At 37.5% G+C, this 22,292-nt stretch carries 18 protein-coding genes; 12 read left to right on the forward strand and 6 right to left on the reverse strand.

What is annotated here, in order from left to right; translation table 11 throughout:
• The first annotated feature begins 103 nt into the window (after positions 1 to 103).
• The 10 genes from ACGH46_RS08835 to ACGH46_RS08880 all read left to right on the forward strand — a co-directional run bounded on the left by ACGH46_RS08835 (position 104) and on the right by ACGH46_RS08880 (position 8,433).
• Positions 104 to 1,843 carry a carboxylesterase family protein gene (locus tag ACGH46_RS08835; protein ID WP_411605332.1) on the forward strand — a complete coding sequence of 580 codons (1,740 nt, stop codon included), beginning with the start codon at positions 104 to 106 and terminating at the stop codon, positions 1,841 to 1,843.
• A 371-nt stretch (positions 1,844 to 2,214) separates the two neighbouring features.
• A complete protein-coding gene (locus ACGH46_RS08840; RefSeq protein ID WP_220215867.1) occupies positions 2,215 to 3,189 on the forward strand; it encodes a mannose/fructose/sorbose PTS transporter subunit IIA in 975 nt (324 codons plus the stop codon).
• 22 nt (positions 3,190 to 3,211) lie between these two features.
• Positions 3,212 to 4,012, forward strand: a complete 801-nt coding sequence (locus tag ACGH46_RS08845; protein ID WP_065559702.1) for a PTS mannose/fructose/sorbose transporter subunit IIC — start codon at positions 3,212 to 3,214, stop codon at positions 4,010 to 4,012.
• A 17-nt stretch (positions 4,013 to 4,029) separates the two neighbouring features.
• Positions 4,030 to 4,941 (forward strand): PTS system mannose/fructose/sorbose family transporter subunit IID, encoded by a 912-nt coding sequence (locus tag ACGH46_RS08850; protein ID WP_411605334.1) that lies wholly within the window; start codon positions 4,030 to 4,032, stop codon positions 4,939 to 4,941.
• Between the two features lie 163 nt (positions 4,942 to 5,104).
• Positions 5,105 to 5,479, forward strand: coding sequence for a DUF956 family protein (locus ACGH46_RS08855; protein ID WP_220215870.1), 375 nt, complete (start codon positions 5,105 to 5,107; stop codon positions 5,477 to 5,479).
• 238 nt (positions 5,480 to 5,717) lie between these two features.
• Positions 5,718 to 5,966 carry a 30S ribosomal protein S16 gene (rpsP, locus tag ACGH46_RS08860; protein WP_065559705.1) on the forward strand — a complete coding sequence of 83 codons (249 nt, stop codon included), beginning with the start codon at positions 5,718 to 5,720 and terminating at the stop codon, positions 5,964 to 5,966.
• A 25-nt stretch (positions 5,967 to 5,991) separates the two neighbouring features.
• Complete coding sequence (gene rimM, locus ACGH46_RS08865; protein WP_267380141.1) at positions 5,992 to 6,519, forward strand: ribosome maturation factor RimM; 528 nt, start codon at positions 5,992 to 5,994, stop codon at positions 6,517 to 6,519.
• A 16-nt stretch (positions 6,520 to 6,535) separates the two neighbouring features.
• Positions 6,536 to 7,288: a tRNA (guanosine(37)-N1)-methyltransferase TrmD gene (gene trmD, locus ACGH46_RS08870; protein ID WP_220215872.1), complete on the forward strand. Its 753-nt coding sequence runs from the start codon at positions 6,536 to 6,538 to the stop codon at positions 7,286 to 7,288.
• 31 nt (positions 7,289 to 7,319) lie between these two features.
• Positions 7,320 to 7,670, forward strand: a complete 351-nt coding sequence (gene rplS / locus ACGH46_RS08875) for a 50S ribosomal protein L19 (RefSeq protein WP_034900792.1) — start codon at positions 7,320 to 7,322, stop codon at positions 7,668 to 7,670.
• Between the two features lie 154 nt (positions 7,671 to 7,824).
• Positions 7,825 to 8,433 (forward strand): MarC family protein, encoded by a 609-nt coding sequence (locus tag ACGH46_RS08880; protein ID WP_267352013.1) that lies wholly within the window; start codon positions 7,825 to 7,827, stop codon positions 8,431 to 8,433.
• A 112-nt stretch (positions 8,434 to 8,545) separates the two neighbouring features.
• Here the strand turns inward: ACGH46_RS08880 and ACGH46_RS08885 are convergent, their stop codons facing one another.
• From ACGH46_RS08885 to lysA, 4 genes are read right to left on the reverse strand one after another with little or no spacing between them, the layout of a single operon-like run.
• A complete protein-coding gene (locus tag ACGH46_RS08885) occupies positions 8,546 to 9,955 on the reverse strand; it encodes an amino acid permease (RefSeq protein WP_411605336.1) in 1,410 nt (469 codons plus the stop codon).
• Between the two features lie 53 nt (positions 9,956 to 10,008).
• Positions 10,009 to 11,115 (reverse strand): alanine/ornithine racemase family PLP-dependent enzyme, encoded by a 1,107-nt coding sequence (locus ACGH46_RS08890; protein ID WP_267352017.1) that lies wholly within the window; start codon positions 11,113 to 11,115, stop codon positions 10,009 to 10,011.
• An 18-nt stretch (positions 11,116 to 11,133) separates the two neighbouring features.
• Positions 11,134 to 12,546: an APC family permease gene (locus tag ACGH46_RS08895; protein ID WP_065559712.1), complete on the reverse strand. Its 1,413-nt coding sequence runs from the start codon at positions 12,544 to 12,546 to the stop codon at positions 11,134 to 11,136.
• 53 nt (positions 12,547 to 12,599) lie between these two features.
• Positions 12,600 to 13,997 (reverse strand): diaminopimelate decarboxylase, encoded by a 1,398-nt coding sequence (gene lysA, locus ACGH46_RS08900; protein WP_065559713.1) that lies wholly within the window; start codon positions 13,995 to 13,997, stop codon positions 12,600 to 12,602.
• A gap of 258 nt (positions 13,998 to 14,255) precedes the next feature.
• Between lysA and ACGH46_RS08905 the strand changes: the two genes are divergently transcribed.
• Positions 14,256 to 15,692 carry a sigma-54 interaction domain-containing protein gene (locus ACGH46_RS08905; protein ID WP_370632181.1) on the forward strand — a complete coding sequence of 479 codons (1,437 nt, stop codon included), beginning with the start codon at positions 14,256 to 14,258 and terminating at the stop codon, positions 15,690 to 15,692.
• On the opposite strand, the gene ACGH46_RS08910 is transcribed toward ACGH46_RS08905, so the two are convergent.
• Complete coding sequence (locus tag ACGH46_RS08910; RefSeq protein WP_411605338.1) at positions 15,689 to 16,894, reverse strand: NAD(P)/FAD-dependent oxidoreductase; 1,206 nt, start codon at positions 16,892 to 16,894, stop codon at positions 15,689 to 15,691. The two genes, ACGH46_RS08905 and ACGH46_RS08910, sit on opposite strands and share 4 nt — an antisense overlap.
• Before the next feature lie 155 nt (positions 16,895 to 17,049).
• Positions 17,050 to 17,499, reverse strand: coding sequence for a DUF2846 domain-containing protein (locus ACGH46_RS08915; protein WP_411605340.1), 450 nt, complete (start codon positions 17,497 to 17,499; stop codon positions 17,050 to 17,052).
• A 323-nt stretch (positions 17,500 to 17,822) separates the two neighbouring features.
• Here ACGH46_RS08915 and gltB point away from each other — a divergent pair, with 323 nt between their 5' ends.
• Positions 17,823 to 22,280 (forward strand): glutamate synthase large subunit, encoded by a 4,458-nt coding sequence (gltB, locus tag ACGH46_RS08920; protein WP_411605342.1) that lies wholly within the window; start codon positions 17,823 to 17,825, stop codon positions 22,278 to 22,280.
• The last annotated feature ends 12 nt before the right edge of the window (positions 22,281 to 22,292 follow it).

Below are 22,292 nucleotides of genomic sequence, written 5' to 3' on the forward strand. Positions count from 1 at the left end.
ATTAAGCGTAAATTCATCACTTCTTTCATGGATGTATACACTTCTCGCTAATTTCTGATATTAATTTTTTATTCAATTTTTGAAAGACACACAAGGACATTGTATGAGGAAAACACTATTTCATATCGCTATACTTGGTATTTTCATCCTATCAACGCCAATGGTTGTCTATAGTCAAAATCATCAGCTTTTAACAAATTCCAATTTATCAACGATATCCACTATCTCGGATCCAACTTTGATAAAAACCCAATTTGGATTAGTTAAAGGTCAACTCGACAACATCAACAACGTTCTCGTGTGGACAGGCATACCTTATGCGAAAGCACCCTCAGGGGAGTTAAGATGGAAAAAACCGATTGACCCTGAACCATGGGAAGGTATATTTGATGCAACTCAAGCAAGTCCTATCGCATTTCAGCTCAATGAAAATAACATCATTGGTTCAGATAATAGTTTAAATCTCAATATCTATCGACCGAATAATAATAAAAAAAATTTACCAGTTCTCGTTTATATTCACGGTGGAAACAACCAAATCGGAAAAGCAGAAGAGATGACAGGCAACGGCATGGTAACCGATCTGGATGCAATTTTTATCTCAATTAATTATCGTTTGGGACCACTAGGATTTAATCCGCTTCCTGCCTTGCAAACGGGTGATAAACTCGAAGATTCTGGAAACTATGCGTTATTGGATATGGCAAAATCATTGGATTGGATTAAAGACAATATTACCTATTTTGGCGGAAATCCTAACAATATCACTGTCTCTGGTTTTTCAGCGGGTGGGCGAGATGTGATGGCGATGTTAATCTCACCTATTTTTAAAGATAAATTTCAAAAAGCGATCTCTTTTAGTGGTGGTATGACCATTGCAAATAAAGAGGATAGCATTAAAGTCTTTGCCAAAGCTATAGCCCCACTTGCTGTTGAAGATAAAATAAAGCCGACTGAAGAACAAGCTTATCATTGGCTGTTAACCAAGCATCCCGATGTCAAAGCATATTTGTATAGCCTATCTTCTGAAAGATTGGTTTCACTGATGAATAATGCCGGAATCAGAATGAGTGTCTTTCCGCATTTATATAACGACGGCTATGTGATCCCCAAAGAAGGTTTTAATACGCATCAATATCATTCTGTGCCATTGATCATGCTGACCGGTACGGGTGAATTTTCATTATTCGCAAAATCTTCAGCTTATTTTAGCTCATCCTTCAATCATGGTATACCAAGTGGACAAACACTAACAGCATTTCAATTCGCCAATAAATATGGCGGAAAATTATATGATTTATTTAACGTTTCAGACTCAGCCCAAAAAATGGCACCTTTTTATAAAGCAAAAATTTATGGTATGGAAATACAATATGGCGAAGATCAAAATGTTGTAGGCTTACCAATGGGATTATATGGTGCTTTTCATGGTGTTTTTTTACCACTGATGGATCCGTATTCAGAAAATTATAACGGGTTAATAGCAAATGCCTATAAAACTCAAGGCGCTAAACAACTCAGTAAGATTTATAAAAAATATATACATAATTTTATTTATAACGGCGATCCTAATGGTGACGATTTAGTTTATTGGAATAATTGGTCAACAACAAATAATAATGCGGATAAGGGACTACTCTATATCAATGCCGACAAAGAAAAAGCTATAGTTTATATGGGAAGACAACATTTTTCTTACCGTGATGTGCTTGATGAAATGGATAAAGACCAATCTATCCCACCAGAAATAAAAAAAACGCTAATATCTGAGGTATTAAATGGGCGGTGGTTTAGTCATGAACTTGATCTTAGATATCATAATAAGTCATTATGGTTAAAATAACTAATCTTAATGAATAAGATTATCGATCTTATTGTTCTGTCAAGAAGTTGAAATTTGTCAATGAGTAAACTTTAACACCCAATGACACAACTCAATTATCAAATAAAAGACTTTAACTTTTTTATGATTAAACATTTTGTATTTTATGAAGGACAACAGATTATTTATACAAAAAGCTATTTACAAAATGGGGATTTATTTCAATAATTCTATTCGAAATAAAACTTATATTGGTTCGTTAATATCACGAATTTCAGCCCTGTTTAAAGTTACAGACTATATTATTTATAGTTAATTTTTAATATCAATTTTTGATAAAAATTTATGACATTTATATTATGAATATAATATAAAAATTGGGAGGTAGTTGTATGGTAGGAATTATTCTAGCAACTCATGGTGAGTTTGCAGAAGGGATTCTACAATCTGGGTCAATGATTTTTGGAGAGCAAGAAAACGTGCAAGCCGTAACCTTGCATCCGAGTGATAGCCCTGAAAGTTTAAAAGAACGAATGTTAGCCGCAATAGCAACTTTCGACGATCAAAATGAAGTACTTTTTTTAGTTGATTTATGGGGTGGCACGCCATTTAATCAAGCAAATAATCTATGTGGTGAACACCCTAATTGGGCAATTGTTGCAGGTTTAAATCTACCGATGCTTATTGAAGCTTATTCATCTCGTTTTTCAATGGAAACTGCTAAAGAAATTGCCGTTGCAATCTTAGAATCAGCGAAAGAAGGAATTAAAGCAACAGTTGAAGCACCGGCTGCAAGCACCACTGCTACTCAACAAACGAATACCATACCTGAAGGCACCGTTCTAGGTGATGGTAAAATGAAAATTGTCTTGGCTCGGGTTGACTCTCGTTTATTACATGGTCAAGTCGCCACCGCTTGGACAAAATCAACCAATCCTAATCGTATCATCGTGGTATCGGATTCAGTATCGAAAGATGAATTAAGAAAAAAACTGATCGAAGAAGCCGCTCCTCCGGGGGTAAAAGCAAATGTCGTGCCGATTAAAAAAATCATCGAAGTTTCGCGCGATCCACGATTTGGCAATACTAAGGCATTATTACTATTCGAAAACCCACAAGATGTATTACGAACTATTGAAGGCGGGGTCGACATTGATACCCTTAATATTGGCTCAATGGCGCACTCTGTCGGTAAAGTAATGGTAAATAAAGTGCTGTCAATGAATGCGGATGATGTAGAAACATTTGAAAAATTAAAAGAAAAACACGTGAAATTTGATGTTCGCAAAGTACCTAATGATTCTAATAGTAATATGGATGAATTGTTGAAAAAAGCGAAAGAAGAATTAGCAGCACAAAAGAATTAGGACTTATACAAGAGGTTATATTATGACATTATCAATTGTTGCTATCATTTTAGTGATAGTTATTGCCTTTCTGGCAGGAATGGAAGGTATTTTAGATCAGTTTCAATTTCATCAACCATTAGTTGCCTGTTCATTAATTGGTTTGGTGACCGGTAATCTTGAAGCGGGTGTTGTTCTGGGTGGATCATTACAAATGATAGCCCTAGGTTGGGCTAACATCGGTGCAGCTGTTGCACCCGATGCGGCTTTAGCCTCTGTTGCTTCGTCCATTATTTTGGTTTTAGGTGGACAAGGTGCTGCAGGCGTATCAACAGCTATTGCTATTGCCATTCCTTTAGCAGTTGCAGGATTATTTTTAACAATGATTGTCCGAACGATTGCTGTACCATTAGTACATATGATGGATGCAGCGGCAGAAGAAGGTAATATCCGTAAAATTGAACTATTACAAATATTAGGTATCTGCTTACAAGGTTTAAGAATTGCCATTCCGGCAGCTGCGCTATTATTTATTCCAGCCGAAACAGTAAAAGGCGCATTAGAATCTATGCCTGAATGGTTAACAACAGGTATGGCAATTGGTGGTGGTATGGTCGTTGCTGTGGGTTATGCCATGGTAATTAATATGATGGCAAATCGTGAAGTTTGGCCATTCTTCATCATTGGTTTTGTGGTTGCAGCTATCTCACAATTAACCCTTATTGCGTTAGGTGCATTAGGTATTGCATTAGCAATGATTTATCTTAGCCTTTCAGAACGTGGCAATTCATCAAATGGTGGAAGCAAAGGTGATCCACTTGACGATATTTTAAATGATTACTAAGTACTTGGAGTAAAAAAATGACTGATAAAATTCAATTAAGCAAAAAAGATCGTTTAGCGGTTGCTTGGCGCTCAACCTTTCTCCAAGGTTCTTGGAATTATGAACGTATGCAAAATGGTGGTTGGGTCTATTCAATGATCCCTGCAATAAAAAAACTTTATACCACCAAAGAAGATCGTTCAGCAGCACTTAAACGCCATTTAGAATTCTTTAACACTCACCCTTATTTAGCTTCACCGGTTCTTGGTGTAACGCTTGCTCTCGAAGAAGAACGTGCTAATGGTGCTGCTGTTGATGATGTTGCCATCCAAGGTGTAAAAGTTGGAATGATGGGACCTTTAGCCGGAGTTGGTGATCCCGTGTTCTGGTTTACGGTAAGACCAATGCTTGGTGCGCTTGGCGCATCACTTGCACTTAGTGGCAATGTTATGGGACCAATTTTATTCTTTTTACTTTGGAATATTATCCGTTGGAGTTTTATGTGGTACACCCAAGAGTTTGGTTACCGTACAGGTGCTAAAATCACCGATAATTTATCGGGTGGCTTATTGCAAAAAATTACCAAAGGTGCTTCCATTTTAGGGATGTTTATTCTGGCGGCCTTGGTGCAAAGGTGGGTATCAATTAATTTTCAACCTGTTGTTTCAAAAGTTAAATTAGGCGACGGTGCTTTTATTGATTGGAATCACTTACCAGCTGGTTCAGAAGGCATTCAAACCGCATTACAACAAATGCAAGCGGGGTTATCCCTTACTCAAGAAAAGGTCACCACCCTACAAAATAACTTAGACCAACTGATACCAGGACTGGTTCCGTTACTTTTAACCTTTTTATGCATGTGGTTATTACGTAAAAAAGTATCACCTATCTTAATAATCCTCGGACTCTTTGTTGTCGGGATTGCAGGACACGTGATTGGTCTTCTATAAGTTCAAACTTTAAGTAATCGATAGAAAGCATAATTTACTGTTTAAATTATGCTTTTTTATCTTTTATCAACAAATATTTGAATAATTGAGTCCAAAGGTTTTGGCTGTTCGAGTCATAAAAAAACAATAAATTAACTTTAGTATTAATATGGAAGTCATATAAATGGTTCAATCATTAAACTCTAAAATAGACCTAACCGTTAAAGCTACCGCATTTACAGCTTTTACCGAGTATGGACAAATTATGATTGGAAATAAAGCGTTGGAATTTTATCATCAGCGAGATGCACGTAAATACATTCAAATCCCATGGCAAGAAGTCGAATATGTTTCTGCATCCGTCTTATTTGGGGGAAAATGGATACCACGTTATACTATCCACACAAAACAAAATGGCTCCTTTACCTTTGCCTCAAAAAATCCTAAAGACGTATTAAGAGCAATCCGAGTTTATATTGGTGGTGACAAAATGGTAAAATCATTAGGTTTTTTTGGTGTTTTAAAGCGAGCATTTACTCGCAAACCAAGTCAAAAATAATCGATGCTAATATCCAAAATATTATAAATTATTCTAGCGTTATTCATGGTGAGGGTGACAACGGATAATGAATGCTATTTTGTCTATTCATTTTTTAATTGAATCTATTATATACTATCTTGTCTCTATCAATCATAATCAGTCATTGCACTTTTTGCCAGAAGGAGTATAATTCTGGGGCTTTGATTCTGTCCATGTTGGGCAGGAAAAAGATTATTTTTTAATTTAAGAGGATGTTATGGTAACTATTCGTTTAGCTCGTGGTGGCTCTAAAAAGCGCCCTTTTTATCAAGTAGTTGTCACTGATAGCCGTAACCCACGTGATGGTCGTTTTATCGAACGCATTGGTTTCTTTAATCCAATTGCACAAGGTAAAGCAGAAGAATTACGTTTAGATCTTGATCGCGTAAATCATTGGGTTGGTTTAGGTGCAACTGTTTCTGATCGTGTTAATTCATTGATCAAACAAGCACAAAAAGCTGCTTAATTAAGTAATAGATAGTCACTGTAAAATGAATACTGAGAATTTCATTGTTGTTGGTAAACTTGGTTCAAGCTACGGCATTCGTGGATGGCTCAGAATTTTTTCGTTTACAGAATTTCCAGATAGTATTTTTGATTACACACCTTGGTATATCCAGCGAGCTGGAAAATGGCAAGAAGTAATCGTAGAAAGCTTTAAACCCCATAATCAAGATATGATTGTGAAACTCAAAGGTGTTGACGATCGTGATCAAGCCAATGCATTAACCAACATTGAAGTGTTTGTCGATGCTGAAAATTTGCCTGAACTGAATCATGGTGATTTTTATTGGAAAGATCTGATTGGGTGCCGAGTAAAAACAGTCAACGGTTACGATTTAGGTCAGGTCACTGATTTAATGGAGACCGGCTCTAATGATGTATTGGTGGTAAAAGCAAATCTAAAAGATGCATTTGGAGCAACAGAACGTTTAATCCCTTTTGTTGAAGAACAATTTATTAAACAAGTTGATCTAACAACAAAAATGATTGTGATCGATTGGGATCCTGCTTTTTAATTGGTAAGGTAACACTATGTGGATTGGCGTAATTAGCCTTTTTCCCGAAATGTTTCAAGCCATTACCTGTTATGGCGTAACTGGTCGAGCTGTAAAAAATGGGCTGTTAACAGTAAATTATTGGAATCCGCGCGACTTTGCGCATGATAAGCATAAGACTGTCGATGACAGACCTTATGGCGGTGGGCCGGGTATGTTAATGATGGTACAACCCCTTAGGGATGCAATTCATGCAGCGAAAGCTGTGGCAGGTGACAATACAAAAGTAATCTATCTTTCCCCACAAGGGCGCAAATTGAACCAACAAGGCGTTTGCGAATTGTCACAAAATCAAAAATTAATTTTGATTTGTGGACGTTACGAAGGTATTGATGAACGCGTGATCCAAACCGAGATTGACGAAGAATGGTCAATTGGAGATTACGTATTGAGTGGTGGTGAATTACCGGCAATGACGATGATTGATGCACTGGCAAGATTTATTCCCGGCGTGTTAAATCATGAATCATCAGCAGAAGAAGACTCTTTTGCTAACGGTTTACTTGATTGTCCTCACTATACCAGACCTGAGGTGTTAGATGGAATGGCGGTGCCTGACGTGTTAATGTCTGGTCACCATGAAGCGATTCGTCGTTGGCGATTAAAACAATCCCTTGGACGAACTTGGTTAAGAAGAGAAGATCTTCTTGAAAATCTAGCTCTGACTGATGAAGAGCAATGTTTACTCGCTGAGTTTCAACGTGAATATCAGGATAAACATAGCCATTAAGATTTCAGTATAACTAGTAAGAGATAATATTATGAAAAATGCAATTATTCAGCAATTAGAACAAGAACAAATGAAAAAAGACATCCCGTCTTTTCGTCCGGGTGATACGGTTGAAGTAAAAGTGTGGGTTGTTGAAGGTAACAAAAAACGTCTTCAAGCATATGAAGGTGTGGTTATTGCAATTCGCAATCGTGGTTTACATTCTGCATTTACAGTACGTAAAATTTCGAATGGCGAAGGTGTTGAAAGAGTATTCCAAACTCACTCACCGATTGTTGATTCAATTACTGTGAAACGTCGTGGTCAAGTACGTCAAGCTAAACTTTACTACTTACGCGAACTTCGTGGTAAAGCGGCTCGTATTAAAGAGCGCCTAAACTAGTTTTTATTGATTAACAATAAAAAACGATTAAAATAGATTAAATTAAATATGGTCACCATTAAGGTGACCGTTTTTATGTGTAACCAATATTTTTTCCCACCAGCTATCGTTGACACAATTCAAGCAATATCTTGGTCGAATAAAAGGTAATACTATGGCTAACTATCTTGTTGAGATTCTTGCCACAACAATAAAATTATTTGCATTAATGACACCACCTGCTGTATTAAGTGCATTTTTGAGTGGTACAAAACAGTATGATGAACAAGCACGCCGAAAAACCGCACGTAAAACGTCTTGTGCCGTTTTTATTATTGGCATTGTGCTATTCTTTTTCGGTAATGCGATGTTTAGTATTTTTGGCTTTACTCTCGATGCATTTCGAATTGGATCGGGGGCATTACTCTTTGTAACGGCAGTGGCATTAATGAACGATTCGCCTGACAAAAATAAAATTAATAGCGATGATGATATTAGTGTTGTCCCTTTGGCTATCCCGCTTTGTATGGGCCCCGCATCAATTGGTACAATTATCGTATTAGGGACAAGTTCAGATGGTTTAATTCAAAATTTAATTGGTGCGTTATCACTATTCATTGCATCAAGTGGTATTTATGCCATGTTATTATGCTCTAAAACCATCGCTAAAGTTTTAAAAAATACCGGAATTGCAATTTTATCAAAATTAACCGGATTATTAATTTCAGCAATTGCTGCCCAAGTCGTATTTACTGGCGTCGCCGGAATTTTAAATCTTAATTAGTCAGATCATTGAATATATTAGATAATGACAAAGGTCAGATGTTATCTTCTCGGTAATCACTACTACGTTTACGGTAGTGAGTGATTACACCAACCTTATTTAACCAAATAGTTTAGTCATTTGCATGGGGCATAATTAATTTTCTTTTCTTGAAGAAAAAATACGAACTGATAATAATCATAATTAATACCAATTCCGATATAAAAATAAAATAGCCAGATTCACCAAACCAAACTCCAATAATGATAATCGTATTAATCACCATCGAAATGATCGCAAGCCATGGATAAAATGGCGATTTAAATTTAATGGTCTCTTGCGGATATTTCCCCTTATTGACCCCTTGACGAAACTGAAATTGACACCAAGCGATAATAATCCAAGCAAAACATCCAACCTGCCCTGTCGCTGCAACCAAATAAAGATAAAGTTTTTCCGCAGCAATGTACTTTGAAAATAATGATACCAGCGCAATAATGGATATAAACAATATTCCTTTGGTTGGCACACCCCGCCTATTTACCTCTGCAAAATATTTTGGTGCTAAATTATCCTGAGACATTGACCATAACATTCTAGAACTAGCATAAATTGCAGAATTAGCTGCCGATATAGCGGCGCAAAAAATCACAAATAACATGACATAAGATGCAAAATTAATGCCTGCTTGCGTAAATACCCAAACAAAAGGGCTTATCTCTTCTTGTGCATTACCATAGGGATAAACGAGTGCCAAAACTGCAATTGCTAAAACATAAAATAGGATGATTCTAAAAGCGACACCTGTAATTATTTTAGGTAAAACGGTTTGCGGTGATTGGGCTTCCCCTGCTGCACTTCCTATCAATTCAACGCCTTGAAAAGAGTAAGTGACAATCGTCATACAGACAAAAATCGCTGAAAAACCGTTAGGAAACCATCCGTTTTCTGTTTTCAATGTTGGTAGCACATGAGTTTCAGCATATTGATGATATAGCAAGTAAATACCTGTCCCGATAAAAGCAATAATTGCCAGAACTTTTATTGTTGAAAACCAGTATTCACTTTCGCCGTAAGCTCGTACCGATGTGAGATGTACAAAGGTTAAAACAATTAAAATAATTAGACTAAACAGATAAATAGGAATAGAAGTGATAAATTGGTGAGCAATAATTGATGCCGCCGTTAAATCAGCCGCCATCGACAGCACCCAACTTAACCAATATAACCAACCTATAGTATAGCTCCAAATGGGATTAGGTATAAACATTAACGCATAGTGCTGGAAAGAACCGGCATGAGGAAATGCGCATGAAAGCTCACCTAAACAGAGCATGGTGGAGAGCATAATACAACCAGCCATCAAATAAGCAATAATCGTCCCTAGCGGACCAACCGTGCTAAGTGGTGCTGCAATACCAATAAATAATCCGGTACCAATCGAACCACCCAAAGAGATCATCAACAGATGCCGATTTTTTAAATTCTTTTTTAAACTAGTGGTACTCGGATAGGAACTTCCTTGATATTCAGATGTTGCCATGTAAACCGCCTAGTAAGGTAAAAAAGCTGCTGGAAACCAGCAGCTAACACGAATTAATAAATAAACCGTTTTTCTACACCATTCGTTTGACATGCCATAAGTAAGGCTGTGTAATCGAGTTCAAAACCAATCATATCACCTACTTTCAATGTTTCTAACACATCTTCAATATCAACGATGGTATGATCACTGGTTTGCCCCAAAACCGTAATACTATCATCGATAGGTACACAGTTTTCAGCCGGCACATCTTGACGACCAAAAGCAAGTAGTGCACGTTTACGAGTACCATGATCGACAAAGGTTTTACTATTTAAAAAGGCATCGACTCCAAGCTCCCCTACAGGCACGGTTGGCTTACTATTGAGTTCAATAATTTGTGCGTATAGCTTATAGATATCGCTACATGCTTTATCGACAGGTTTATTGGAATGATGAAATTCATCCAGATATTTCATATCGACATATTCAATACCAAACTCATGTAAACCACCTATTCTGATGTGATTCAATCCTTTAGGCCAAACACCTTTATCTAACAAATGGTAACTGGTACAATTACCGGCAGATAAGTATTTGATTTTAATACCACAAGTTTCCTCTACTTTGCGTGCTATGTGTAAAAAATCAACACCATTTTTAACCGTAGGCAAAACGGTTCCATAGCAGTTAAAGTTGGTGCCAAGCCCATAAAGCTCAACACCCGGTAACGAAAGAATGAGATTGACGGTATCAATAATCTCATCAAGATGCTCAAACCAGATACCTTCTCGTAAATCCCCCATATCCACCATGAGCAACACTTGGTGAATCTTTCGCTGTTTAACGGCTTCATCAGATAAAGCCGTTATGACTTGCTTTTCACTATTTAAGCTAATATCCGCATATTTCACAACGTCGCTGATTTCACTTAAACAAGGACTACGTAATAAACACGTTTTACAATTTAAAGCCTCTTTGAGTTTTTTTAAATTGTAAGTTCTTGATTCAGCAATAACATCAATACCACCCTCTAATACAGCTTTCGCTGTTTCGACACAGCCATCAAATACTTTATTGACAGCCATGACTTCAATGCCGTGTTTAGCTAAAATGTCTTTCTCAACACGAGCATTTTCTTTTAATTTGCGTAAATCAATTTCCAATATGGGTTTGTACATGCTTTACTCCTCTATACCTTACTGTTCGAGCAAACGATTGCGTTTTTGAGCACGATGATATATCCATTCTGCTAATACAATCGCAAGTACAGCGCCACCAACTATCTTAGCAATATACTCAACGTATCCACCCATATCGATTTGAGCTGGTGGTATAAAGACTAAAATCACAGCAAATAGTGTAGATAAGAACCCTAAAGCGGGTAATACCACTGGTAACACTTTACCCGGAATTTTAAAGCTACGTGGTACATCAGGTTGAGTCACTCGTAGTCGATAGTAAGCGATAAACATCACTAAGTAAGGAATGAAATAGCAAATTGTTGTCAACGCCGTCAACATCCAATAAGCTGCAGCAATACTTGGTGATACAAATGTTGAGAAGCAAAGTACAGTAACGATGATTGCTTGAACAACCAGTGCAAATGTCGGTGTTTGATAAACCGGATGTAAACGACCTACACGTTCACCCAACAAATTATCCTCTTTAGAGGCTTCTTGTAGCATATAGATCGGCCCAACTAACCATGAGTTAATTTGTCCTAAGGCACCAAAGAATAAACATATTGCCATAACAGGTAACAACCAAGGCATATGTAATACATTGGCAGCAGATTGCATCGCTTGCATAACGCCAGCAACAATATCGGTATCTTCGGCTGGTAATAATGTATTGATAGCCCAAGAGCCAATCATATAAATACCAACAATAACAATTGCTGACACAGCCATCGCTTTTGGAAAATCACGTTGTGGATCACGTGTACGCCCGGCAATCATTGGTGCCACTTCAAGCCCAGCAAACGCAAACATCATACTGGATAAAAACACAATCGTATCCCAACTGCCTAAATCAGGAATCCAATCACTTAAATGCGTATAATCGGTTGCCATTGGATGACCAGTCAATAACCAAACAATCGCGAGTAAGACAATAATCGCTGCGGGAATAAATACACCAAGCCAAGCACTCACGCTATTAATAATCTTAGTCCATTTTAATCCCCGAATATTCATCAGTGTTAAAATCCAGAAGACCACCATGGATCCCACCCCAATAAATACTTCATTTTGGGCTAATTCGGGACTAAACATATAACCAATAGCAGTAAAACCAAATTGCAACATCAATGGGAAGAAGAGTACACAGGAAAATAAAAAACAAACCACTACAATCCAAGCGATACGCTTACCAAATGCCTCTTTAACCCAAACAAATATCCCGCCATCTTTTGGCCAACCTGTTGAAAGTTCACCACACACCATGGCTAATGGAAAAAACAAACAAAATGCCGCAATGAGCCAAAGCACCATTGCTGATGCGCCATAAGGAGCAACGTTAGGAATTTGTCGTAAACTCAGTATCGCAATGACATTCATAAATACAATGTCTTTGATACCGAGCAAACTTGAATCTTTAGAATCACTCATAATAACCTCACATTGTAGTATCTAGGGCAACGTGTGCCCCAGATAAATCATGATTAATAGATGTCGTATCCAACCATATCTTCGTAAGTGTCCTCACGGCGAATCAAGCGATCTTTGCCTTTTTTGTCTATCATCACAACCGACGTACGAGGGCGATTGTTATAGACTGTCTGACTTTCAATGGTGTAAGCTCCAGCATCAAGGAAAGCAATAATATCGCCAATGTCGGTATCTTTAGGTAATAAGAACTCTTCACCTTTAACACCAACATGATAATAGTCACCACCATCACACAAAGGACCGGCTAATTTAATATATTCATCATGTGATTCATTAATTCGAGATGCATTATAAACATAGAAGAACCAATCGAAATGTTGACTATCAGATAACACGCTATAACCTGCATCAACAAATTTCCATTCAACATGTTCTTCGATGTTACCGTCTAAATCGTAATTCGTTTTACGTTTTTCACAGGCAACTTCTGTTAATAGCACCCCAGCTGAACCGGTAACTTTTCGACCAGGTTCAATACAGATTTCGACATCGGTACGCCATTTATGTACTTCACGAATGACTGCATCAGCAAAATCTTGGGCTGTAATACCGGCATACATATTGTCTTGTAATGGGTTACCGTTTTCGTCATCGTATTTATAAGGAACAGGAATACCACCTCCTACATTAATTAAATCAAACTTAATTCCTAACACCTCTTCTAAACGGCGAGATTCATCAACAAGTACTTTGGTTGCTTTCGCAAAAGGTTCAGCTTCCGGTACTTGATCCCCAACGTGCATATGTAGACCACGTAAATGGACATAAGGCATTTCAAGAATACGGCGACAAGTCTCTTCTGCTTGTTCTAAATCGATACCTGACTTAGCATGATAAGCAGTAACTAATTCAGCGTGTGTTGCTGATGGTACATTCGGTTCAACACGTACACACACATTCGCCACTTTTTTCAATTTTTTTGATATTTCATCGATAATATCAAGTTCATATAAACTATCGACGTTAATAATATACAGATCATTTTTAATGGCATATTCAAGATCAACTGGTTTTTTTACCACACCATTAAACACGATTTGGCTACCCGGAAAACCAATCTCTAAACATTTACGTACTTCAAACATTGAGTTTGCTTCAGCGTAAATACCCGCATCTTTAATGGCTTTGAGTACGCCCATAACCGAACAAGTTTTAGAAGCATAGAAAATTTTTGTTTTTGGATGCGCTTTGAATGCTTGTTTAATTTCTTGAACATTACGATCAATTTCTTTTTCAGAAAACACGTAAAACGGCGTTGGATATTTTCTTGCTAACTCTTCTAAATTAACGCCATCAAAACATAATTTACCGTTTTCAGCACTAAAACGACGATCTTTAGTTATAAGATCGTGACGTAATTTGTTATAATTTGACATAATTTTGTCGGACATATGACCTCCAGTTAATGAGTACTCAAAAAGTACATAAGAAAATAAGTAAAATGGCTTTTCTCTTGTAATGCAATCAGCATGCCAATTTAATAATACAAATAATCAATAAGTTAAACTAAACAATCTAGCAACAAATTTTGTCATTAAGTTAAAAATATGTCTTTATGACAAAAATTTGTCATTTTTTAGTGATAGTCGAAAGGTATTTAAATAAAAGTATGCTATTAAGCAATAATCCAAATTTTATAAGGTACTAATATCATGACAGTTGATCCTGAATTATTACAATCATTGGAAATATTTAAACATTTTTTTGATCTAATACATCAGCCAATGGCCATTATTGATAAAGAAGGTAAATATATTTACTACAATCAGGAAAGTGCAGAACTCGATGGCTATCCTCAAGATAAAGCTATAGGAAAACCATTGCTTAAAGTTTATCCTAATTTACAAAAAGAAGATAGTACTATGTTAAAAGCCTTGCTAGAAGGTAAGGAATATCTGGATAATTATCAATGCTATTATAATCATGTTGGTAAAGTTGTCGATTATTTGCATACCACGGTTCCACTTTACAATCATAACAAACAGATCATTGGCGCAATCGAAATCGGTCGAAATTTATCTAATGTAAGACAATTACAAGATCAAGTTTTTAAACTCAACAGCCGTTTATATCACAGTAAAGAACAATCACTTCCCGAAATCGTATTTGTATCTCAAAAAATGCAATCGGTTATTGATCAGACGAATATTTTAGGCGCTAATGATGTGCCAGTACTCATTGTTGGTGAGACAGGTACCGGTAAAGAACTCTTCGCCCATTTAATTCATCAAACTAGCGACCGCCGAGATAAAGCCTTTATATCGCTCAATTGTAGTGCACTACCTACTACGCTAATTGAAAGTACACTATTTGGTACTGTGAAAGGCGCCTTTACGGGAGCTGAAAATCGCCAAGGTTATCTAGAACTGGCTAACGGTGGCACACTATTTCTTGATGAACTAAACGCCATGCCACTTGAAATGCAAAGCAAGTTATTGCGATTTCTACAAGAAAAAACCTACTGGCGACTAGGCGGCAATAAAGAGCTGCATTCTGATGTTCGCATTGTGGCCGCCATGAACGAATCACCTACTGATCTTTTAAAAAACGGTAAAATGCGCAGTGATCTGTTTTATCGATTAAATGTGGGATTAATAAAACTTCCTGCACTACGCGAACGAACAGAAGATATTCCTGTTTTAGCTCGCTATTTTATTGATAAACACCAAGATGAGATAAAAGTAACCATCAGTGGTATAAGTAAGCATGCTTTGAAACAATTGATGTCAGCACCATGGCCAGGCAATGTACGTATGCTTGAAAATGCAATTGTCCGAAGTATGGTTTTACAAAATGAACCCGGAGAATTACAACATATCGTTCTTGATGAAGAGCTATTTGAAATTGAAAGCCCTCATCAGCAAGCAGATGTCATGACAAAAATCGATGATTCTGCCACAAATTTTTCTCGATTTAGGGATTTAACAACCCAAGTGGAAAACTATGAGCGACAATTGATTATCGATGCGTTAAATCAAGCTAATGGAAAAATTATCAATGCCGCTAAATTATTAAATGTTTCGCGTACTACATTACAATATAAGGTCAAAAAGTACCATATTCAAATGGGTGTAATGAATCATTAACATTGATGGCTAACAGTTTTTTCATCCAATGCCTTCGCACATGCAAAGGCACTGCTCCAAGCCCACTGAAAATTATAACCACCTAACCAACCCGTTACATCAACCACTTCGCCAATAAAATAAAGATTCGGCTGTGACTTGGTCGCCATTGTTTTTGATGATAATGCATCGGTACTCACCCCGCCTAATGTGACTTCAGCCGTTCGATACCCTTCGGTTCCGTTTGGTACAATATGCCACTTGGTTAATGTGTCAAAAAGACGCTGTTGTAGATGCAAATTGAGTTGTTTCACAGTAATATCTGTAATCATATCCAGTTGTATCAATGCTTCTACTACTCTTTTAGGTAAAATTTGTGCTAAACAATTTTTCAAAGTTTGGTTACGATTTTTTTCTAATAACGGTTTAAATGATGATTCAAATGTCATATCTGGTAATAAGTTGATCGTAATGGGTTCACCCACTCGCCAATAGCTTGATATCTGTAAAATGGCGGGGCCTGAAAGCCCTCGATGAGTAAATAATAAATTTTCTTTAAAATGCATTTGCTCATAAGTCACTTCAACCGGAATAGCAATACCGGATAGTTGCGATAACACATCTAATAAGGGTTTATGTAAGGTAAAAGGCACCAGCCCAGCTTTGACCGGTACAATTGGAATGGAAAATTTTTCTGCCACTTTATAACCTATTGAAGTCATACCGAGTGCTGGCATCGATAACCCGCCTGTAGCAATAATCAGGTTTTGACAACTCAGCATACCTTGCGAAGTCTGCAATTTAAATCCATCTTCAACCGCTTCGACGTCATCTAATTGCGTTTGCATCATTAGGTTAACTTTTCCTTTTTGACACTCGCTAAGCAGCATATCGACAATGTCTTTGGCTGAATTATCACAAAATAGCTGACCATGATCTTTTTCATGATAAGCAATATTATATTGATTAACTAATTGGATAAAATCCCATTGGTTAAACCGTTTCAAGGCTGATTTACAAAAATGACGATTTTCAGAAATGTAATGGTGCGCATCCACATCAAGATTAGTAAAATTACATTTTCCGCCACCCGACATTAAGATCTTTCGTCCCGGTTTTTTTCCGTTATCAATAACGGTCACACGATGCCCTTTTTGACCTAATAATCCAGCACAAAATAGACCCGCAGCCCCTGCTCCAACAATTGTAATATTAGTTTGCATAATAGTCTTGTGAAACCATAAATAGAAGGAATTATAGCAGGATTAAGTAAATAGACTAGAACTTGAAAATATGACAATTCCGTCAGTTTTTACCAACGGAATTAAGTAAATTAAAAATAGTAATTTTGAACAATGCTTATCAAGTTAGAATAATTTTATTCTGTTTTGATTAATTTACTTTTTATTATACTTTTCTTGGCTAACAGTTCATTAACCTCTTGAAGACCCGCTCCTGGAACAAAAACACCCATTTTAATATATTGCCTGATAAAATAGTTACTGCCTCCCTCTGCATAAATCTCTAGCGAATTATTACTAAATTCAGATTCTGTTTCAATGGTATGATAGCCAGGCTTAACAATTTTATAAAAATAAGTTCTGTCAGCCGTTTTACCCAAATATTCCCCATCAATATAAATAGCCTTTTTGCTAGGTTTACCCGTTAGACTATCTCTATAAATATAAATACCTGAAAAATTTGCATCTGGTTCAGCAAATTTTTTAGCTTCACGATCTAATTTTGGATCGGCTAAATCAACTCTTGCAGAACATCCAACAAATAATATACTTGCAATTAATATGAACACTATTTTAAAAATTTTCATTAAATTAAACATTCCTTTCATAATGATTAATGAATTAAATTGTTATCACACTATTTAAAATTTACATTAGCATATTATCATTAACAATTTTATAAGCCCAATAATTTTTATCATGTTAAATCATTTAGTTATGCTAATAGTTAAATGAAAAGATAATGTTCTATTATTAGCTTCATTAATAACTTTAGTACAACTTATTAAAAGATTGACTTATAAGTAATATTTATTTGACCAAAATAGCATTTTTCTTTAATTTCTTAGCCAATATGGGATTAATGCCTATACCTTCACAAATTATAAAGCGATGAATTAGAGGCAATGATATGTTATATAACCAGCATCATGAAAAAGATAACTGCGGATTTGGTCTGATTGCTCATATTGAAGGGCAACCAAGTCATAAAGTGGTGCGCACCGCTATCCACGGATTAGCAAGAATGCAGCATCGAGGCGCAATCTTATCTGACGGTAAAACCGGCGATGGCTGTGGACTTTTATTACAAAAACCAGATCGATTTTTTAGATTAGTTGCGCAAGACGCAGGTTGGCGTTTAGCAACTAATTATGCGGTAGGCATGCTGTTTCTTAGCCAAGATGAGCAAGAAGCACAAGCAAGCCGTCAGATTGTAGAAGAGGAATTAGCTGACGAAACGCTATCAATATTAGGTTGGCGAGAAGTGCCTATTGATAAAAGTGTTTTAGGTGAAATTGCATTATCTTCACTTCCTAAAATTGAACAAGTCTTTGTCAATGCGCCAGCAGGATGGACGAAAATTGATTTAGAACGCCGTTTATATATGGTTCGCCGTCGCATTGAAAAACGCGTACAAGACGACACCTTTTATGTTTGTAGCTTTTCGAATCAGGTTAATATCTACAAAGGCTTATGTATGCCTAAAGATTTGCCTCGATTCTATTTAGATTTAGCCGATATTCGAATGGAAACGGCGATTTGTTTATTTCATCAACGTTTTTCAACCAATACCGTTCCACGTTGGCCACTTGCTCAACCGTTTAGACATTTAGCGCATAATGGTGAAATCAATACCATTGAAGGCAATCGTCAATGGGCAAAAGCCCGTTCCTACAAATTTAAAACACCACTGATTCCTGATTTACAAAATGCGGCTCCGTTTGTGAATGTCACAGGATCTGATTCCAGTTCACTGGATAACATGTTAGAACTGTTCCTTGTCGGTGGGATGGATATTGTCAGGGCGATGCGCTTATTAGTACCACCAGCATGGCAAAATAATCCCGATATGAATGAAGATCTTCGTGCCTTCTTTGACTTTAATTCGATGCATATGGAACCGTGGGATGGCCCTGCTGGTATTGTTATGTCAGACGGTCGCTATGCCGCATGTAATTTAGATCGAAATGGCTTACGTCCTGCTCGTTATGTTATTACCACCGATAAACTCATTACCTGTGCTTCTGAAATTGGTATTTGGGATTATCAACCTGACGAAGTCGTCAGCAAAGGACGAGTTGGGCCTGGTGAGTTATTAGTAATCGATACCGAAGAAGGCCGTATCTTACAATCTTCTGAAACGGACAATGACTTACAAAAACGTCATCCTTATAAAGAATGGATGGCAAAAAATGTTAAACAGCTTATCCCTTTTGAAAGTCTACCTGATGAGAACATTGGCTCACGTGATTACGATGACACTTTACTAGCTACTTACCAAAAACAGTTTGGTTATAGTGCAGAAGAAATTGATCAATGTATTCGTGTCTTAGGTGAAAATGGGCAAGAAGCAACAGGTTCAATGGGCGATGATACGCCATTTGCTGTCTTATCAAGTAAACCTCGATTAATCTATGATTATTTTCGTCAAAAATTTGCGCAGGTAACCAATCCACCTATTGATCCATTACGTGAAGCTCACGTCATGTCGCTATCAACTAGCATTGGTCGCGAGATGAATGTCTTTGCTGAAGCCGAAGGTCAAGCACATCGAGTCGCGTTTAAATACCCTGTTTTGGTTTACTCTGATTTCCAACAATTAACTGCATTGGAATCACGTTACTATCAATCAGAAACACTAGATATTACTTACGAAATCGATGGTAGCTTGCGTGATGCCATTGAACAATTATGCGGTGATGCCGAAGCCAAAGTACGTAATGGTACCGTATTAATCATTTTATCCGATAAAAATATCGCAGCCGATCGATTACCGATTCCTGCCCCAATGGCTGTAGGTGCAGTACAGCAACGTCTAGTTGAAAAAAACTTACGCTGTGATGCCAATATTATTGTTGAAACCGCAAGCTGTCGCGATCCACACCAATTTGCCGTGCTCCTTGGTTTTGGTGCAACGGCTATCTATCCTTATTTAGCTTACGAAACCCTAGCCCAAATGGTCGACAATGGCACGATAAATAAGTCTTACCGTGAAGCCATTATCAACTACCGCAATGGTATTAATAAAGGCTTGTACAAAATCATGTCTAAAATGGGGATATCCACTGTCGCCTCGTACCGCTGCTCAAAACTTTTTGAAGCGGTTGGTCTGCATAAAGATGTGGTAGAACTTTGTTTCCAAGGTGTGACTAGCCGTATTAGTGGTGCAAATTTTGATGATTTTGCTCAAGATCAGTTCAATTTATCGAAACAAGCATGGTTACGCCGTAAACCATTAGACCAAGGTGGTTTACTCAAATTTGTCCATGGCGGCGAATATCACGCTTATAATCCCGATGTAGTTCAATCGTTACAAAAAGCGGTTAACAATGGGCGTTACGAAGATTATAAGCTTTATACCGATATCGTTAATAATCGCCCGCCAGCGACATTACGGGATTTATTAAAACTTAATCCCCCTGAAAATGCAGCAATTTCGTTAGATCAGGTTGAACCTGAAGAGTCACTATTCAAACGTTTTGATTCGGCGGCAATGTCAATTGGTGCATTAAGTCCTGAAGCTCATCAATCGCTTGCTGAAGCAATGAACACATTAGGTGGCTATTCTAATTCAGGCGAAGGAGGTGAAGATCCTGCTCGGTATAACAGTATAAAAGTGTCACGCATAAAACAAGTCGCATCAGGTCGATTTGGTGTAACGCCGGGCTATTTAATGAGTGCTGATGTGATTCAGATCAAAGTAGCGCAAGGTGCAAAACCGGGTGAAGGCGGTCAATTACCAGGTGACAAAGTAACCCCTTACATAGCTAAATTACGTTTTTCCGTACCGGGGGTGACATTAATCTCGCCACCACCGCATCACGATATTTATTCAATCGAAGATTTGGCACAGTTGATCTTTGATCTAAAACAGATTAACCCTCAAGCAATGATTTCGGTGAAATTAGTGTCCGAACCTGGCGTAGGAACTATTGCAACTGGGGTCGCAAAAGCTTATGCCGATTTGATCACGATTTCGGGATATGATGGTGGTACCGGTGCTAGCCCATTAACGTCAGTCAAATATGCTGGCTCACCATGGGAACTGGGTTTAGTTGAAACACAACAATCATTGGTTGCTAATGGTTTACGTCACAAAATTCGTTTACAGGTTGACGGTGGGTTAAAAACCGGTACAGACATTGTAAAAGCGGCAATTTTAGGTGCAGAAAGTTTCGGCTTTGGTACGGGGCCAATGGTGGCTTTAGGTTGTAAATATCTACGTATTTGCCATTTAAATAACTGTGCCACAGGAGTTGCGACACAAGATGAAAAATTACGTAGTGACCATTATCATGGTTTACCCGAAAAAGCGATGAACTATTTCCGTTTTATTGCACGTAGCACAAGGGAAGTCATGGCAGAACTTGGCGTAAGTCGAATTGTTGATTTAATTGGACGTACCGATTTACTGTTAGAGCTTGATGGTATTACGGCTAAACAACAAAAACTGGATTTATCAGGATTACTTGAAACTGCGACACCAGTAGAAGGCAAACCCGTCTACTGTACTGAAGATAATAAACCGTTTGATAAAGGTGTATTGAATAAAGAAATTATTACTCAAGCACAACAATTTGTGGATAATCGTCAAAGTAAAAGTTTCTACTTTGATATTCAAAATACTGATCGTTCGGTGGGAACTAGCTTATCAGGTTATATTGCCAAAAAATATGGTGATCAAGGTTTAGTTGCCGATCCAATTTCACTCAATTTCACCGGTACTGCTGGGCAAAGCTTTGGTGTTTGGAATGCTGGTGGCGTAAATTTAACCCTAACAGGTGATGCCAATGACTACGTTGGTAAAGGCATGGCAGGGGGTCGCATCGTCATTCGACCACCTCAAGGCTCGGCATTTTTAAGTCATGAAGCAACCATTGCCGGTAACACCTGTCTATATGGTGCAACAGGCGGTAAATTGTTTGCAGCAGGACGTGCTGGTGAACGTTTTGCCGTACGTAACTCTGGTGCAATTAGCGTGGTTGAAGGTATCGGCGATAACGGCTGTGAATATATGACAGGTGGCATTGTCTGTGTCTTAGGTAAAACTGGTGTTAACTTTGGTGCTGGCATGACTGGTGGATTTGCTTATATTTTAGATGCCGATGGTGATTTCCATAAACGGATCAACCAAGAACTTGTTGAAATGTTAAACGTTGCTGATTATTCGATTCATGAAGAGCATCTACGAGGCTTAATCATGGAACATGCTCAACTAACCCACTCTTCACGTGCTGAAGAAATTTTAGCTAACTGGGAAGATTTCGCTAAACAATTTGTATTAGTTAAACCTAAATCCAGTGATGTAAAAGCGCTGCTCGGTCATCGAAGCCGATCATCAGCAGAACTTCATGTTCAAGCACAATAAGGAGAACACGGA

The sequence above is a fragment of the Gilliamella sp. CG22 genome (assembly GCF_046635725.1).
Taxonomy (GTDB): domain Bacteria; phylum Pseudomonadota; class Gammaproteobacteria; order Enterobacterales; family Orbaceae; genus Gilliamella; species Gilliamella apicola_I.

Excerpts from the sequence above, each read along its gene's own strand:
- ACGH46_RS08835 (WP_411605332.1), top strand. The coding sequence starts at position 104 with ATGAGGAAAACACTATTTCATATCGCTATACTTGGTATTTTCATCCTA.
- ACGH46_RS08840 (WP_220215867.1), top strand. The coding sequence starts at position 2,215 with ATGGTAGGAATTATTCTAGCAACTCATGGTGAGTTTGCAGAAGGGATT.
- ACGH46_RS08845 (WP_065559702.1), top strand. The coding sequence starts at position 3,212 with ATGACATTATCAATTGTTGCTATCATTTTAGTGATAGTTATTGCCTTT.
- ACGH46_RS08850 (WP_411605334.1), top strand. The coding sequence starts at position 4,030 with ATGACTGATAAAATTCAATTAAGCAAAAAAGATCGTTTAGCGGTTGCT.
- ACGH46_RS08855 (WP_220215870.1), top strand. The coding sequence starts at position 5,105 with ATGGTTCAATCATTAAACTCTAAAATAGACCTAACCGTTAAAGCTACC.
- rpsP (WP_065559705.1), top strand. The coding sequence starts at position 5,718 with ATGGTAACTATTCGTTTAGCTCGTGGTGGCTCTAAAAAGCGCCCTTTT.
- rimM (WP_267380141.1), top strand. The coding sequence starts at position 5,992 with ATGAATACTGAGAATTTCATTGTTGTTGGTAAACTTGGTTCAAGCTAC.
- trmD (WP_220215872.1), top strand. The coding sequence starts at position 6,536 with ATGTGGATTGGCGTAATTAGCCTTTTTCCCGAAATGTTTCAAGCCATT.
- rplS (WP_034900792.1), top strand. The coding sequence starts at position 7,320 with ATGAAAAATGCAATTATTCAGCAATTAGAACAAGAACAAATGAAAAAA.
- ACGH46_RS08880 (WP_267352013.1), top strand. The coding sequence starts at position 7,825 with ATGGCTAACTATCTTGTTGAGATTCTTGCCACAACAATAAAATTATTT.
- ACGH46_RS08885 (WP_411605336.1), bottom strand. The coding sequence starts at position 9,955 with ATGGCAACATCTGAATATCAAGGAAGTTCCTATCCGAGTACCACTAGT.
- ACGH46_RS08890 (WP_267352017.1), bottom strand. The coding sequence starts at position 11,115 with ATGTACAAACCCATATTGGAAATTGATTTACGCAAATTAAAAGAAAAT.
- ACGH46_RS08895 (WP_065559712.1), bottom strand. The coding sequence starts at position 12,546 with ATGAGTGATTCTAAAGATTCAAGTTTGCTCGGTATCAAAGACATTGTA.
- lysA (WP_065559713.1), bottom strand. The coding sequence starts at position 13,997 with ATGTCCGACAAAATTATGTCAAATTATAACAAATTACGTCACGATCTT.
- ACGH46_RS08910 (WP_411605338.1), bottom strand. The coding sequence starts at position 16,894 with ATGCAAACTAATATTACAATTGTTGGAGCAGGGGCTGCGGGTCTATTT.
- ACGH46_RS08915 (WP_411605340.1), bottom strand. The coding sequence starts at position 17,499 with ATGAAAATTTTTAAAATAGTGTTCATATTAATTGCAAGTATATTATTT.
- gltB (WP_411605342.1), top strand. The coding sequence starts at position 17,823 with ATGTTATATAACCAGCATCATGAAAAAGATAACTGCGGATTTGGTCTG.